This is a genomic window from Pseudoalteromonas sp. AWM4_233 (assembly GCF_056158285.1).
Window position 1 is genome coordinate 1,923,077 of sequence record NZ_JBSWSZ010000001.1, and the last position, 15,228, is coordinate 1,938,304.

Below are 15,228 nucleotides of genomic sequence, written 5' to 3' on the forward strand. Positions count from 1 at the left end.
CTCGATGTGTTAGATGTGTATTTATAATAATTATGAACAGAAAAGCGCTGGATTATAGCGAAATCCAGCGCTTTTAACAAACTGACTACATCAGATAAGTATAGTCGAAATACGTGACAGAGGTTTTAAAGTGGTAAAGCAGTTGTTCTCTTTACACACGTCATAGTTACATTTGAATGTACTTCTTGAACATATTCCAAATTCAATAAATTATCACGAACAAATCGCTCATAGCCATCGATGCCTTTTGAAATGATTCTAAGCATGAAATCCATAGTGCCGGCCATGGTGTAACATTCTGTCACTTCGTCATAGCTTAAAATTAGCTCTTCAAACTCCGCAAGATTATTGCGCCCATGGTTAGACAACCTAACGTTAGCGTAAACCAACATATCAAAGCCCAGCTTTTTGTCATCTAACAATGCGACTTTACCTTTGATATAGCCATCTTGCTCTAGCTTTGCAATTCTGCGCCAACATGGTGATTGTGAAAGACCTACTTTATCTGCAATCTCTGCTGTTGATAAACTTGCATCCTGTTGGATTAAAGCCAATATTTGTCTGTCAACTTGATTTAAAGACATATTTAATACGTTCTCTTAAAATTTTGAGAATTCTATTCTCTTTATTAGATTAAATTTTAGTTCGTTTTAGCCGAATCGGCCACTCATAAAAGGATTATGCACCTTCTCATAACCAATTGAAGTATTTGGTCCATGCCCAGAAAAAACTTCAACGTCATCTGGTAAAGTAAAAAGCTGTGTTTTGATTGATGTTTTTAATTGTTCACTGTTTCCTTTCGGAAAGTCAGTTCTGCCAACTGAGCCTTTAAATAAAACATCACCTACAAATACAACTTGTTTACTGGCCTCATAAAAAACAATGTGACCAGGCGTATGCCCTGGGCAATGTCGTACTTCGAAGTTTAAATTGCCTAGAGTAAAAATTTCACCGTGATCTAACCAACGATCGGGGTAAAACACTTCATGAGGAGCAAATCCAAACATTTGCGATTGCATTGGCAAAGCATCAAACCAAAAACGCTCTTGTTCGGTTGGACCAATAATTTCAATATCAAGTTTGCTTGCTATTTCTACACTTGCACCAACATGATCTAAATGACCATGCGTTAACAAAATACACTTAACTATGAGATTATTACTAGCTATATGCTCTAATAATAAAGGTGCATCTCCACCGGGATCGAGTATTGCTGTATCACCGGTTTCTTCACAAGTAATGAAACGCGTATTTTGCATAAATGCAGTGACAGGCTTGGTAACGACTTTCACTGATTACTTCTCTACTTCTTGTTGCTCTGGTTTATATTGCATTAAAATTGGGTATTTTAAGTAGCCTTGATCATAATAAGGCGTTTTAGAATACAACCAATTTAAACGTGCTTTAGGGTCTGATTCAAACTTTTTGTCTTCTCTTAACTTCTTATCAAACTCTAGCGCTAGTTTAGGATTATCTTTTAACATTGAACGGGCATAAGGTACTAATGCATAATTTTCAACATATTCTGTTCTTTGGAATATTGTATGAAAGCTTCCCCATGAGAAAAAGGAGTCTGGGGCTTCAGGGTGGAGCAAATGAGTTGCCAGCTTTCCTCTTGCTTGTTGAGTCGTTACTTTATACCAACCTGCTAAATTTTTTTGTTCAATGTCGCTATAAGCGAACTGAGCTGTCACTCTAAAACGCCCCTCAAAAGGTGTTTTATCAAAAGAATACTCATTTACTGTTGCAAGTTTTAAGTTAGAAATTAAATCAGAAGAAGTGACTGTCTCAACATTGATACCGTGTATTGATAATTTATCTGCTATGAAGCTATATGACTGAGGTATATAAAATGCATCAGGAACATCAACTTCAGAAACAACCTCTTTTTTCCAATAGATTGGTAGCTTTTCATAGTGTTCTGGCTCTCCAAGATACTTAACTTCTTGTTGTCCAGAAAGCGCACTGTTAAATCGCTTATATTTAATCCCTTTGAAGTTGATAAAGTCAGGCTCTGTTGCATATTTTCTATTAAGCACTAGACGTTCCGGCGTTTCTTGCTCTTTTTTAACTACACTTTCAAGGGCCTGAGAATGAATAGATAAAGCATCTATTGCGCCATCTAAAAATATATAAGTACCAAGCACACGTTGCTTATAAGGTTTAAGTGAGTGATTTTCTACTAAAATTGTTGGAACATTAGCAAGGTCTCCCCAACCGTTTGAAAATCGCGGTCCAGCAATCCAACCTGCTAAGCCACTCTTAAATTCTCTTTTATCCATTACAAATACAAGTGGCCCAGGTATATGGTCATATTTTGCTAATGTTTTATCAATATGAGGCTGGAACTTTTCAGCTAACACTGTTGCAATCTGTGGTGATTCACTAGCGAATGCGGGTGTGAAGCCATAAGTGACATCGTATTGGTAATCTGCACCATCTGTAACATGAACATCTACGTACAAATCTGGCTCAAATTCGTTAATTACCTTCAATACAGCCTTTACCTCTGGCGTATCTAATTTAGTGTAATCACGATTAAGGTTTAGGTTGTTGCCATTCGTTCTGAAACCCATCTCAATTGGGCCACGCTGGTTAATTCGATTAAACTCGCTTCGACGCTCATGGCCATCAACATTTAAGATTGGTATAAAAAGTATATTTACTTTCGTTAGCAGATCTCTTCTTTTGCCCGTTGCGATATCTCTTAGCAACATAAAGCCTGCATCTTTACCGTCAATCTCACCAGAATGAATACCTGCTTGAATTAAAATCGTCGGCTTGCCATTGCTTTTGATCATGTTTGAAGAAAATTGGCCATTTTCACTGGCAACAATCATTTTGATTTCACGCTGACCAAAACTTTTACCAATTGATAAGCTGCTGAACTGCGTTGGATTTGCCGCAATCAATCTATCAACGAACTTCATTGTCTCTTCATAAGTTGGCGATACTTCCCCACCACTTAGTTCAAAGTCTGTTGTTAAAGGGCCAGAACTTTGAATTAGCTGCAAACTTTTCCCTTGCCAAGGTATTAATGGTGGTAAATGACCATTCATACTCAACACAGTGGATAACATTATGACGTTTGCAAACATGTAAAAGACTCATTAATAATTTATAAGTTAGATGAATTATATCAATCTTTTACAAACCAATTTAGAATGTGCGGTGATTCAACAAAAAAATGCAGCAAATGACATATTTGGCATTTTTTATCTAGTTTATTACAGCGAAATAACAAAATGAAATCAATCTTGATCACGGGCTGCTCTACCGGCATCGGTTATCACTGTGCAAAAGAGCTACATAAATCAGGTTATAAAGTCATAGCCAGTTGCCGTAAAAATGAAGATGTTGTCCGACTTTCAGAAGAAGGTTTAACCTGTATTAAATTAGATCTAGCTGACCAGATGAGTATAGAGGAAGGCTTTAAAACTGCACTTGATATATGTGATGGACATTTGGATGTATTGTTTAACAATGGTGCTTATGGACAACCCGGCGCAGTAGAAGATTTACCAACAGATACATTACGCGCACAATTTGAAGTCAACTTTTTTGCTTGGCATCATCTCACAAATTTGGCAATTAAACATATGCGATCAACAGGACATGGTCGAATTATTCACAATTCATCCGTGTTAGGTTTTGTAGCTCTGCCTTATCGAGGTGCTTACAATGCCAGTAAGTTTGCGTTAGAAGGGTTGACTGATACATTACGAATGGAATTAGCAGATACAAATATTCACATTAGCTTAATTGAACCAGGACCAATCGCTTCTAAATTTAGAGATAATGCAAAACAAGCGTTTATAAAAAATATCAGTATTGAAGAAAGTGCACATAATGATAATTATCGCGCACAGCTAAACCGTCTAGAAAGCCAAACTGCACCACAAAAATTTACCCTAGGCCCTGAAGCTGTTCTTGAAAAACTTTTGCATGCAATCAATGCCGTAAAACCTAAGCCGCGCTACTACGTGACATTCCCAACCTATTTCATGGGCGTGATGCGAAGAATATTAAGTACTAGATTGCTTGATAAAATTTTAATAAAGAATCGTTAAAACTAAAAAAGGAGCCATTGGCTCCTTTTAAATCAATAAGTTCAAGACTTATTAAGCAGCTAGACCTTCTTTTGCTTTAGCAACTAATGCTGCGAAAGCTACTTGGTCGTATACTGCGATATCAGCTAGGATCTTACGATCGATTTCAACAGATGACTTTTTAAGGCCATTGATGAAACGGCTGTAAGAAAGACCATTCTGACGTGAAGCTGCGTTGATACGTGCAATCCATAATTGACGGAAAGTACGTTTCTTAGCACGACGGTCACGGTAAGCGTATTGACCTGCTTTAGTTACAGCTTGGAACGCTACGCGGTAAACACGTGAACGTGCTCCGTAGTAACCTTTAGCTTGCTTTAATACTTTTTTGTGACGTGCACGTGCGATAACACCGCGTTTAACTCTTGCCATTTCTGATATCCTCTATTAAGCGAATGGTAACATACGATCGATTAGGCCAAGGTCATTCTTATGAACCATAGACTTAGCACGAAGGTGTAGTTTACGCTTTGAAGATTTCTTAGTCAGAATGTGACGAAGATGCGATTGTTTACGCTTGTAACCGCCTGAAGCAGTCTTTTTGAAACGCTTAGCTGCGCCTCTGTGTGTTTTTAGCTTGTAAGCCATTGCAATAACTCCAAATGTATTGCGCTAATCAATGTAACAAGGCGGGATAAACCACTTGTAGAGCCTTATTACAACCTATGTTCTGGTGAGAAATCAATCTACTTTTTACAGACCAGTTGAACTAGGTAGCCGAAGCATTTGTGACCTAGTCCAAAATCGGAGTGTATTATGCCGTGTTTATGCTTTTTTAGCAATAGGCGCCAACATCATAATCATTTGACGACCTTCTACACGATTTGGGAAAGATTCTACTGTTGCGATGTCTTCCAAATCAGCTTTAACACGATTTAATAAATCTAGACCAATGTCTTGGTGAGCCATTTCACGGCCGCGGAAGCGAATAGTAACTTTTGCTTTGTCTCCACCCTCTAAGAATTTTCTTAGGTTGCGTAGTTTAACGTTGTAGTCACCAGAATCAGTACCTGGACGGAACTTGATCTCTTTAATTTGGATCTGCTTCTGCTTTTTCTTTTGTTCTTTTTGTACTTTTGCTTTTTCGAAAAGGAACTTACCGTAATCCATCACCTTACAAACAGGCGGTTCAGCATTTGGACTAATTTCTACTAAATCTACACCTAGTTCATCAGCAATAGCTTGAGCTTCTCTTAACGAAACAATGCTTGGTTCCTGGCCTTCAACGCCTGTTAAGCGAACTTCTCTCGCTGTGATTTCTTCGTTAATACGATGTTGTTTTTGAGCTGTTGGTTGCCCTTTTTTGCCGCCTCTAATGGTACGATCCTCCAAAAAATCAAAAGATAAAGCGTGTAGCTTAATATATTTTTGTTAGCCACACGCCATAATTTTATTTACGGTCTTTAATCTCTTCGCTTACCTTTGCGATAAAGTCATCAACCGAGAACTTGCCAAGATCTTCACCTTTGCGTGTTCTAACCGCAACTTCTTGCTGTTCAACTTCTTTGTCACCAACAACAAGTAAGTACGGGATACGTTTTAAAGTATGCTCGCGAATTTTAAAGCCAATCTTCTCATTTCTCAAGTCAGCACAGGCTCTAATTCCAAGTTTATTTAATTTTTGCACAATTTCTTGTACATAATCAGCTTGTTTATCGGTGATATTCATGATCACCACTTGCTTTGGTGCTAACCAAGTTGGGAAAAGCCCCGCATATTCTTCCGTTAAAATACCGATGAATCGTTCGATAGAACCTAAAATTGCACGGTGGATCATAACAGGTGTCTTACGCTCGTTATTTTCTGCAACATAAGTCGCTCCTAAACGACCCGGTAATGCAAAATCTAACTGCACAGTACCACACTGCCAAGCACGGTCTAAGCAATCATACAATGTGAATTCAATCTTAGGACCGTAGAATGCACCTTCACCAGGTAAATATTCGAATTCAATACCGTTCGCTTTTAATGCATCAGCTAATGCTTTTTCTGATTTGTCCCACATTTCATCGTCACCAATACGCTTTTCTGGACGTGTCGATAACTTAACAACAATGTTTTCAAAACCAAATGTTGAGTACGTGTCATATACCATTTTGATACAAGCTGACACTTCATCCATTACCTGCTCTTCAGTACAGAATACGTGCGCATCATCTTGAGTGAAACCACGTACACGCATTAAGCCGTGCAATGCACCCGATGGTTCATTACGGTGACAACAACCAAACTCAGCCATACGTAATGGTAAATCACGGTAAGATTTTAAACCTTGATTGAAAATTTGCACGTGACCTGGGCAGTTCATCGGCTTAATTGCATATTCACGTTTTTCTGATTCAGTCGTGAACATCGCATCTGAATACTTATCCCAGTGGCCAGACTTTTCCCAAAGACCACGGTCCATCATTAATGGGCCTTTTACTTCTTCGTAGCTGTACTCACGTAACTTTTCACGAACAAAGTCTTCAAGTTCACGGTAAATACTCCAACCATCATTGTGCCAGAATACCATGCCTGGCGCTTCTTCTTGCCAGTGCCATAAGTCTAACGCTTTACCGATTTTACGGTGGTCACGCTTTTCTGCTTCTTCAAGGCGCTTCAAATAAGCTTTAAGCTGTTTTTTATCAGCCCAAGCTGTACCATAGATACGCTGCAGCATCTTGTTATCAGAGTTACCACGCCAATACGCGCCAGCTACTTTCATGATCTTGAAGTGTTGACAGAACTTCATGTTTGGCACGTGAGGACCGCGACACATGTCTACATATTCTTCATGATGATAAAGACCTGGTTTGTCATCCTTCGAAATATTTTCATCCAGGATTTCAATTTTGTAAGTCTCACCGCGTGCTTCAAAGGTGTCTCTTGCTTCTTGCCAAGTGACTGTTTTCTTGACAACGTCGTAATTCGTTTTAGCAAGCTCAAGCATACGCTTTTCAATTGCATCTAGATCTTCTTGAGTTAATGAACGATCTAAATCGATGTCGTAGTAAAAACCATTGTCGATAGTCGGACCAATCGCCATTTTTACATCAGGGAAAAGCTGTTTAATTGCATGACCAATTAAGTGTGCGCATGAGTGACGGATAATTTCCAAGCCGTCTTCATCTTTTGCTGTGATGATTTGTAGATTTGCATCTTCAGTGATTAAATCACATGCATCAACTCTTTCACCATTCACTCGGCCAGCGATGGTTGCCTTTGCAAGACCAGGACCGATGTCTTGAGCTACTTCTAATGTTGTTACTGGGTTTTCGAAAGCACGCTGACTGCCGTCAGGAAGCGTAATTACAGGCATGATAATTCCTATTTACAGTGGTGACACCTACCAAGTATCACGTGTATTAAAATTAAAAAAGTGAGTACCTTTTACAACGCTTTTACGAATAAGCATTGATGAACTTATTTACTAAGTTAACTAAGGATTTTAAGCGAAGCTTATTTTGGCCTTCACAGTGACTAAATTCAAGGGAAAGACTAAAATTAACTCTGTAAATCGATGAATAAATGAAATTTTGAATGCCTGAACAAAAATCTATAAAAATTGCTACGTTAAATCTGCTTAATTTTGCAGCGCCGCCTTATCGCTTTTATTCAGAGTTTGAAGGCTACACACACAGTCAGTGGCAATCTAAAACTTTATTTATTTCAGAATTGTTGGCTCATATGTCACCAACTGTGATTGCCTTTCAAGAAGTGTTTTCAGTGAAAGAACTAAAAGAGATTTGTAAAGAGCAAGGCCTCCCCTATTTCTCTGCCGTTTCGGCTGTAAAACATGAAGCGTTAAAACCCGATGTGCTGTATTCCCCAGTTGTTGCAATCGCTTCTAAATACCCAATTGAATCTTTAAATTGTCTGCTGCCAAATAAGGACTTGCTCGATTATTTTGGTCATCAAACACCTTTTGGTTTTAATCGGACACCAATCAAGTGCAAGATAAACCTGCCAGACGTGGGCTTTGTCAGTTTTTATGTGGTCCATTTAAAATCACAACGCCTTATCACTGATGGCAACCTATTCGAGCAAATCAATGCAGAGCCAAAACTTCGTCACTACTACGAACAATCTTTTGCATTACTTAGAAACAGCCAAGATCGCTCCTTAGAAGCCTCCATAATCATGCATGATGTGATGACCAATAATCAAAATATGCCTGTTGTCGTGTTAGGTGACTTTAATCATAACCTTGAACATGCAAGCTTGCTGCCCTTTAATATTGCTAATGATCATTCGTTCAAAGACGTACCATCAGAAAGTGGCTTAATTGATAGTTACACACTTTCACAACAAGCAATGGAAGGAAAACTGAAACCAGCAACACACTTTTATCGTGGTAAAGGTAATGTATTAGATTATATTTTACTGTCTCAACACTTCGATCCTGTTCATGATAACTGTGTAATTAAAGAATTAAACTATGCTACTTTTGATGGACACTTAACTACACAAAGAGACGGAGAAGATATTCGTTATTCAGATCATGCGGCCATCATGATTGATTTATCAGTTTAAGCTTTAGCTTTATTCGTCTCACCGTTATAATTACCAACTAGTTTCAATATATTGGAAAGATTATGAGAACATGTGGTGTTGAAATCACAGGCAGTGAAGTACTTTTATGCTTGCTGACAAAAGAAGAAGACGTTTTTGATATTCGTGATGTACGACAAACACGCTTTACCCTTGGTCAAGTTGGCCAAGACACTGAAGATATGCGCAAATTCCAATTTGATTTTGCAAAATTATTAGAAGATTACCAAATTGACTCTGTTGCTATAAAGCAACGTGCACCAAAGGGTAAGTTTGCAGGTAGTGCGACAGGTTTTAAAATCGAAGCTGCCATTCAATTAATAAAAGATGTGGATGTTAAAATTTTATCTGCAACTGAAATCAAAGAACAATTGAAGCGTAACCCTTTACCAATCGACTTTGAAGAAACTGGGCTTAAGAAATATCAAGAAACTGCATTTATTAATGCTTATGTTTACATCATGATGAAAACATACCGCCCAGAAGAGCTATAAAGAATAGACTCAATAAATATCCGGCGATATCAGGCCGGATATTTATCTCACTGAAGACAGGTTTATTTATGTGTTTCATATAAAGAGTCCGACATCTTTCTTAAATCCACGTTTTCTATATAGTCATCACTCAACGTCAGAATTGCATTTAAATTACTTACTAACTTTTCTTTTTGCAACTCACCCGGCTTTAATGCAGTTTGCAATAAATGTAATGCCATATCAGCCATAAGCAAGCGTTGCTTTTCTTGCCAATTATCATCTGCACGACTTGCAGGGTGTATCCTGATAGCTTCTTCAACTTGGTCATGAATCGACCAGCTCAAGGTTAAAATATCTTGTCGTTGTTGCTTTTCCATAGCGCACCTCTGGGATTGAAATAAGACCTGTATACCTTTTAAAGATATTATTTATTTAACACAAAGCTCAACAAGTCATTAGCTTTGATCAATATGCTGGGATCTGCAATACGCCTTTCGTCATATCTTATAGTGAACAATTTAGTGCTTTAGGGTTTCTTGGATAGAAGTTTGTAGGCTGGCTCTGGCATAAATCAAATTCACGGGTATTCTTGTAAGGTAACTTCATAAACCCTGCAACACCAAAGTTGTCTATACATAAGGCGTACTGCATGATTTCTTCTAAAAGTGCTTTAAATTGTGTTTCTTTAGACGCATCCAATAAGCGGTAATAATGGTGGATCTTTAAACGGTTTTCTACCGATTCAAAAATAATACACCCTGTGTGGTGAATTTTGTTCAGCTCAAAAACACATTGAATAATACTTTTTGGCAACTGCAATTGCTCATCGGGATCTTTACCATCTTCGAAGTAACTATGTGGACGGGTAATTTCTTGGCTACTGGTATCAACAACCGAGTAATGTAACTGAGGTAATACATCGAAAATAAACGCACCCGTGCTGTCTCTTTCTAACTGAATTGTTTGCCTTGCATCGAATAAACAACATTTGAACAAACCTTTTTGAGTAATGCCTTGTGCAAGCATGACCGTTGCATTCACAGAATCGGTAAATGCTTGATGTACAGTTTCATCGTGCAAAATCAGACTTGATTCAATATGCAGATTTTCTTCTCGCCAATGAAAACTTAAGCCACCAACTACGGGAAATTTTGCAAGGCGACTGATTGACGCTAAAAAGGCTTTTTCGGTATCTCCGGTATCAAACAAAAATTCTTTATAGTATCTATCTAATTGTGCATCGTTAACATCAAGCAGTTGTTGATTATGATCTGCTCTTCGTAAGAACTCTTTGCGAGAACTGTAAACAACTGTGTCAGGTTCAAATTCAAATTCATTAACCCAAAATGGAATGTTCGCTTTGACAGTTTTGTTATCTAATTCAGGCAAGTAAACTTTAGCCATACTTGGCATATTACGGATAAAGTAGTCTCCGGCTGCATATCTTAATTTTTTATCCTTTGACAACATATTATCTATGACTGTCGCAAATTCCTGGGGTAACCCTAGGCTTGCAGCTGGAATAACACCCACGCCAAAACGGCAAGATTGTGCACTGGCCAATGCATAGAGTGTTGATGCAACACCTTGTTCATCGAATCGAGGCGATGATTGCATGCCTGACATTTGTTCATCACCAATAAAATACACATCACCCATTCGGGCATTAGTACTCGATAAATCTGCTGACATTAAGTCCATGATGTTGCTGGCAACGACTTCTCCATATTCGTCAATCTGCGCATAGACAGAACTGCCCCAATCAACTAAAGAGAACTCATCAGTATCAACATCCCAAACAATATTAGAGGGTTTGATATCACCGTGGACAATAGGTTGTGGGCTTAAACCATTTTTATGTCTGCGCAAGTCAAGTAATACATTTCTGAGTTTTAACGCTAAGCTCATGATGTCTTGAACTGAGAAACGGCCACGTTTAAGTGAGATTTTTTCTAAGTCTTCTCCTTTTGCTCGGGCCATCATCAAAATACCTTGTTTTTTTACCCGTTCAAAAGCAAAAAATTTAGGTACCATGGGGTTGTTTATTTGCGATAGCATATAGGCTTCGTCTTCAAGCCTATCTCTGACACTTTGAGCAAGGGTAATTCGAGAAAACTTAAACACCCATTCCTGCTCGTCTTCTCCAATACCTGCGAAAACAAATCCAAAAGCACCTGAGCCAATTTCTTCAACATTGCTATAACCCAGTAACTGCAATTGCTTCTTACATATATTTAGCCACTGCCTATGCTTTTTTGCGTCGTGGTGAGAGAGCAGATAAATAGATTGCTGTTCGTTTATATAGAAATTATTGATTGATTTGGCAGTCATAAATATTGTTATTTTGATCAAAAAAGGCCGATAAATCGGCCTTTTAAATTGAAGATTAAGCTTGTTCTATTTTTGCCCAAGAATCTCTTAACCCAACCGTTTGGTTGAATACAAGACCTTCTTCTTTATTGTCGCGGCAATAATACCCTAAGCGCTCAAATTGGAAGCCTTGCTCAACGGCTGCTTGAGCTAAAGACGGCTCAAGTTTCGCTGACTTAATCACAGTGAGTGAGTCAGGGTTAAGGGTTTCAACAAACGACTCAGCTGCAGCTGGGTTTGGTACATTGAACAATCTGTCATACTGACGTACTTCAGCTTCAACACAATGAGTTGCTGATACCCAGTGAATAACACCTTTTACTTTACGGCCATCAGCTGGATTTTTGCCAAGCGTATCAGGATCATAACTACAGAAGATAGTTGTGATATTACCCTCGGCATCTTCTTCAATACGTTCAGCTTTAATAACATAAGCATTGCGTAAGCGTACTTCTTTGCCAAGTACTAGACGCTTGAACTTCTTATTCGCTTCAACGCGGAAATCTTCACGCTCAATGAATAACTCTTTCGTAAATGGTAATTCACGGGTGCCCATAGACTCTTCAGAAGGATGGTTTGGTGCAACTAATTGCTCAACTTTATCTTCTTCAAAGTTTTCTATCACGATACGTACAGGGTCGATAACTGCCATCGCGCGTGGTGCGTTATTGTTTAGGTCATCACGAATACAGGCTTCTAACATGCCCATTTCAACCATGTTATCTTGCTTGGTGATACCGATACGCTTACAGAACTCACGAATTGAAGCAGGTGTATAACCACGACGACGAAGGCCTGCGATAGTAGGCATGCGTGGGTCATCCCAACCATTAACATGATTCTCAACCACTAAATCATTTAGCTTACGCTTTGACATAACCGTGTATTCAAGGTTTAAGCGAGAAAATTCGATCTGTTGTGGGTGACACTCTAGAGAGATGTTATCTAAAACCCAGTCATAAAGACGGCGGTTATCTTGGAACTCAAGTGTACATAGTGAATGTGTAATGCCTTCTAACGCATCAGAAATACAATGAGTGAAGTCATACATAGGGTAAATGCACCACTTATCACCTGTTTGATGGTGATGTGCAAAGCGGATACGGTAGATGATAGGATCACGTAGCACCATGAATGAGCTAGCCATATCAATCTTAGCTCTAAGAACACATTCGCCCTCTTTGAACTCACCTTTACGCATTTTTTCGAATAAAGCTAAGTTTTCTTCAACTGATGTGTCTCTGTACGGGCTATTTTTACCTGGCTCAGTTAATGTGCCGCGATATTCACGCGCTTCATCAGGCGATAAGAAACATACATACGCCAAACCTTTTTCAATAAGTTCCACTGCATAGCCATGAAGCTTATCGAAGTAATTAGATGAATAGCAAATTTCACCATCCCAGTTAAAACCTAACCAAGATACGTCTTCTTGAATCGACTTAACGTAGTTGATGTCTTCTTTTTCTGGGTTTGTGTCATCAAAACGTAAGTTACATAAACCTTGGTAATCTTGAGCAATGCCGAAGTTTAAACAAATAGATTTCGCATGGCCAATGTGTAGAAAACCATTTGGCTCAGGTGGAAAACGTGTATGCGTAGATTGATGCTTGCCACTTGCTAAATCAGCATCAATGATATTTCGAATAAAGTTAGTTGGGCGATTTTCTGTTTCCGCCATAGATATGCATTCCTCTGAATCAAGCATTCTTATACATGCCGCATTATTACAAAAACAATTAAGAACTAACAGATGCTAGAGCTTATTATTTGTATAAACTCAGCTAGATTTATCTTTCCGTTCAAAATTGTGACAATTGTCGCAAATATTGTCCTAACGCAATAAATCTTTCATGAAAACTCGTTAATGTTCGCCACAGATTGATTACCAAGGATTTAAGATAATGGCATCTAGCAGTTCTAACCGAGTTTATATTCCAACAAACGCAAGAAATAACCAGTACATTTTAGCTGAGTTCAAACCAAGCGATGAGTTTGTTTCAAGCTTTGACAACATTGATAGTTGTTATGAGCGCATTGCACGAAAGTTATTTTTAGCCTGTGAAGAAAATGGCTTGTACAACGTTCATATGATTGCCAACGATAAGTTGCCTATTACACGTTTTCATGAAGAGTCATATTGCCTACAAACAGAGAAGCAAATGTTGTTTTTCTACAACCCCAAATACCATGAAGCACATAAGTCTTATTGGCAACAAGGTGTTAGAGCTAAGAAAGTACGCCTTCTGTTTTTAGCAACAGGTGACGAGCTTAGAGCAAATGCTGCAAATTTTCATAATAAAGTTCAAAAGACACTACATGATTTAAAAGTAAACTTGGGCGTTGAAGATGCTTTTAAGATAAGAGACCACCAGCATTTAACTTACGATTTATTTGCTCGCGTTAAAGGGCATAAAGAAACATATGGTTATAAATTAAGAAGTTTATATCCACGTTATGAAGCTAGAAAATGTGAAATTCCAGCCGAACACACTGAAATGACCTATGTCACTTTTAACATTCCAGTGACGCGTGCTTTAAAAACACAATTTCAACATTTGCTCGAAGACGAACATTACACACAATTTTATTCATTTATTGAAGATAAGTTTTTCAGTGCATGTGGCTATAAGCAGATCAGCCAGGCCGCTTTCATCGCAGATGGTCGGTTACCACTGGTCAGAAATAGTAAAATTGATAAGTCTGCACAAAATAGTGAACTGCAAAAGTTAAGCTTTGATATTTGCTCTGAAGAAACACAATACAAAGTCCATTGGGATAAAAACCAGTTGGTAGATACGTTACATTTTGTTGTGGTTGCCAAAGCCAGTGATAATAAAGATGTCGGATATGGCAAGTTTATGAATAATGTCGAGTCTATGATCAGAGGTCTATCACAGACATTAGAATTGTCGGCTCAAAGACAAGCACTCAATGTGCGCTTTTTCCAACACATAAGCTATAACGCTTAATCTTGTGTTTAGTGTAGGTGTTGTTTAATTAAACTAAACAACACCTTTATTTTTGATTGACCGTGTATTTACTTACTAGTATGTCAATTTTCCCCGTTTGTTGAAGCTCTGTAATGGCTTTATTTAATAATGGCAATAAGTGAATCTTTGACTTGTTCAACCTGATTTTAAGCTCCCCTTTGGTATGAAGCTGATCAAGGCGAATTGATACACTCAATTTGTTTGCCCAGTATTTCGCAGGTAAATCACCAATTAAAATACGCTCCACCCTATTCTTATGTAATGCTAGAACAAGCTCTTTTTCTGAAGCGAAGTCGATACGAGTGAAAGTATTATCATCGAAATAGTAATATCCTAGTATGGTTCCAACTTCTTCTTTATAAACCATTGGTCCAAGTTGAGTTCCATCTAGACTCGCGTAATACTCTTCAATACCAAACAACTTGTGTGAAAATACAAACTGTTCACCAGCATCACCGCCTGGAAACCAAACAGGTGAAACAACGTCAAAGTCAAGTAGGCCATTATCCATTGCATAGATGGTTCTCTTTGGCGGAAACCGTAACTCAATACCATGAATGTTTGCTTTATCTAAAATAAGTGGAATTAACTCGCCTAAAATTCCTGGTTGGTCTTCGTCTGGTATGTAGTACGGATACCAAGACTCAGAAGCTGCTAAATTATATCTTAAAGACTCTTTTGCATAAGCCTGAGCAGCGCTTAACAAGCAAATGAATATTACATGGAGTAATAATGCAACTCTCAAGC

General features: G+C 38.3%; 15 protein-coding genes. 4 read left to right on the forward strand and 11 right to left on the reverse strand.

Annotation, left to right across the window (positions count from 1 at the left end; translation table 11 throughout):
• Nucleotides 1–125 precede the first annotated feature (125 nt).
• The 3 genes from ACXAC4_RS08545 to ACXAC4_RS08555 all read right to left on the reverse strand — a co-directional run bounded on the left by ACXAC4_RS08545 (nt 126) and on the right by ACXAC4_RS08555 (nt 3,098).
• A complete protein-coding gene (locus ACXAC4_RS08545; RefSeq protein ID WP_058029847.1) occupies nt 126–584 on the reverse strand; it encodes an Lrp/AsnC family transcriptional regulator in 459 nt (152 codons plus the stop codon).
• 66 nt (nt 585–650) lie between these two features.
• Complete coding sequence (locus ACXAC4_RS08550; RefSeq protein ID WP_475160627.1) at nt 651–1,292, reverse strand: MBL fold metallo-hydrolase; 642 nt, start codon at nt 1,290–1,292, stop codon at nt 651–653.
• Between the two features lie 3 nt (nt 1,293–1,295).
• Nucleotides 1,296–3,098 carry a M14 family metallopeptidase gene (locus tag ACXAC4_RS08555; protein ID WP_475160629.1) on the reverse strand — a complete coding sequence of 601 codons (1,803 nt, stop codon included), beginning with the start codon at nt 3,096–3,098 and terminating at the stop codon, nt 1,296–1,298.
• Between the two features lie 147 nt (nt 3,099–3,245).
• Between ACXAC4_RS08555 and ACXAC4_RS08560 the strand changes: the two genes are divergently transcribed.
• Complete coding sequence (locus ACXAC4_RS08560) at nt 3,246–4,070, forward strand: SDR family oxidoreductase (RefSeq protein WP_475160631.1); 825 nt, start codon at nt 3,246–3,248, stop codon at nt 4,068–4,070.
• Between the two features lie 51 nt (nt 4,071–4,121).
• On the opposite strand, the gene rplT is transcribed toward ACXAC4_RS08560, so the two are convergent.
• From rplT to thrS, 4 genes are all read right to left on the reverse strand, one after another.
• Nucleotides 4,122–4,481: a 50S ribosomal protein L20 gene (rplT, locus tag ACXAC4_RS08565; RefSeq protein WP_058029851.1), complete on the reverse strand. Its 360-nt coding sequence runs from the start codon at nt 4,479–4,481 to the stop codon at nt 4,122–4,124.
• Nucleotides 4,482–4,496: 15 nt separating this feature from the next.
• Nucleotides 4,497–4,697, reverse strand: coding sequence for a 50S ribosomal protein L35 (gene rpmI, locus ACXAC4_RS08570; RefSeq protein WP_023398350.1), 201 nt, complete (start codon nt 4,695–4,697; stop codon nt 4,497–4,499).
• Nucleotides 4,698–4,874: 177 nt separating this feature from the next.
• Nucleotides 4,875–5,441 carry a translation initiation factor IF-3 gene (gene infC / locus ACXAC4_RS08575; protein ID WP_083496549.1) on the reverse strand — a complete coding sequence of 189 codons (567 nt, stop codon included), beginning with the start codon at nt 5,439–5,441 and terminating at the stop codon, nt 4,875–4,877.
• A 58-nt stretch (nt 5,442–5,499) separates the two neighbouring features.
• Entirely contained in the window at nt 5,500–7,410 is a 1,911-nt protein-coding gene (thrS, locus tag ACXAC4_RS08580; RefSeq protein ID WP_421962623.1) for a threonine--tRNA ligase, read from the reverse strand.
• 221 nt (nt 7,411–7,631) lie between these two features.
• Between thrS and ACXAC4_RS08585 the strand changes: the two genes are divergently transcribed.
• Together ACXAC4_RS08585 and ACXAC4_RS08590 are read left to right on the forward strand one after the other, a co-directional pair.
• The gene (locus ACXAC4_RS08585; protein ID WP_475160636.1) at nt 7,632–8,624 is read left to right on the forward strand and encodes an endonuclease/exonuclease/phosphatase family protein; all 993 of its coding nucleotides are present in this window, start codon (nt 7,632–7,634) and stop codon (nt 8,622–8,624) included.
• Between the two features lie 62 nt (nt 8,625–8,686).
• Nucleotides 8,687–9,136: a DUF3010 family protein gene (locus ACXAC4_RS08590; RefSeq protein WP_058029854.1), complete on the forward strand. Its 450-nt coding sequence runs from the start codon at nt 8,687–8,689 to the stop codon at nt 9,134–9,136.
• A gap of 62 nt (nt 9,137–9,198) precedes the next feature.
• Here the strand turns inward: ACXAC4_RS08590 and ACXAC4_RS08595 are convergent, their stop codons facing one another.
• The 3 genes from ACXAC4_RS08595 to glnS all read right to left on the reverse strand — a co-directional run bounded on the left by ACXAC4_RS08595 (nt 9,199) and on the right by glnS (nt 13,169).
• The gene (locus tag ACXAC4_RS08595; RefSeq protein ID WP_475160637.1) at nt 9,199–9,495 is read right to left on the reverse strand and encodes a hypothetical protein; all 297 of its coding nucleotides are present in this window, start codon (nt 9,493–9,495) and stop codon (nt 9,199–9,201) included.
• A 127-nt stretch (nt 9,496–9,622) separates the two neighbouring features.
• Nucleotides 9,623–11,449, reverse strand: a complete 1,827-nt coding sequence (locus ACXAC4_RS08600) for a protein kinase domain-containing protein (RefSeq protein WP_475160639.1) — start codon at nt 11,447–11,449, stop codon at nt 9,623–9,625.
• Between the two features lie 55 nt (nt 11,450–11,504).
• Nucleotides 11,505–13,169 (reverse strand): glutamine--tRNA ligase, encoded by a 1,665-nt coding sequence (gene glnS / locus ACXAC4_RS08605; protein ID WP_475160640.1) that lies wholly within the window; start codon nt 13,167–13,169, stop codon nt 11,505–11,507.
• 223 nt (nt 13,170–13,392) lie between these two features.
• On the opposite strand from glnS, the gene ACXAC4_RS08610 reads away from it, so the two are divergent.
• Nucleotides 13,393–14,460 carry a DUF3083 family protein gene (locus ACXAC4_RS08610; protein WP_475160642.1) on the forward strand — a complete coding sequence of 356 codons (1,068 nt, stop codon included), beginning with the start codon at nt 13,393–13,395 and terminating at the stop codon, nt 14,458–14,460.
• A gap of 46 nt (nt 14,461–14,506) precedes the next feature.
• Here the strand turns inward: ACXAC4_RS08610 and ACXAC4_RS08615 are convergent, their stop codons facing one another.
• Nucleotides 14,507–15,226, reverse strand: a complete 720-nt coding sequence (locus tag ACXAC4_RS08615; protein WP_475160644.1) for an ABC transporter substrate-binding protein — start codon at nt 15,224–15,226, stop codon at nt 14,507–14,509.
• Nucleotides 15,227–15,228 lie beyond the last annotated feature (2 nt).

Bases quoted from the DNA above. Each gene is read 5' to 3' on its own strand.
- ACXAC4_RS08560 (WP_475160631.1), top strand. From the start codon at position 3,246: ATGAAATCAATCTTGATCACGGGCTGCTCTACCGGCATCGGTTATCAC.
- ACXAC4_RS08595 (WP_475160637.1), bottom strand. From the start codon at position 9,495: ATGGAAAAGCAACAACGACAAGATATTTTAACCTTGAGCTGGTCGATT.
- ACXAC4_RS08590 (WP_058029854.1), top strand. From the start codon at position 8,687: ATGAGAACATGTGGTGTTGAAATCACAGGCAGTGAAGTACTTTTATGC.
- thrS (WP_421962623.1), bottom strand. From the start codon at position 7,410: ATGCCTGTAATTACGCTTCCTGACGGCAGTCAGCGTGCTTTCGAAAAC.
- glnS (WP_475160640.1), bottom strand. From the start codon at position 13,169: ATGGCGGAAACAGAAAATCGCCCAACTAACTTTATTCGAAATATCATT.
- ACXAC4_RS08585 (WP_475160636.1), top strand. From the start codon at position 7,632: ATGCCTGAACAAAAATCTATAAAAATTGCTACGTTAAATCTGCTTAAT.
- ACXAC4_RS08555 (WP_475160629.1), bottom strand. From the start codon at position 3,098: ATGTTTGCAAACGTCATAATGTTATCCACTGTGTTGAGTATGAATGGT.
- ACXAC4_RS08600 (WP_475160639.1), bottom strand. From the start codon at position 11,449: ATGACTGCCAAATCAATCAATAATTTCTATATAAACGAACAGCAATCT.
- rpmI (WP_023398350.1), bottom strand. From the start codon at position 4,697: ATGGCTTACAAGCTAAAAACACACAGAGGCGCAGCTAAGCGTTTCAAA.
- ACXAC4_RS08545 (WP_058029847.1), bottom strand. From the start codon at position 584: ATGTCTTTAAATCAAGTTGACAGACAAATATTGGCTTTAATCCAACAG.
- ACXAC4_RS08610 (WP_475160642.1), top strand. From the start codon at position 13,393: ATGGCATCTAGCAGTTCTAACCGAGTTTATATTCCAACAAACGCAAGA.
- rplT (WP_058029851.1), bottom strand. From the start codon at position 4,481: ATGGCAAGAGTTAAACGCGGTGTTATCGCACGTGCACGTCACAAAAAA.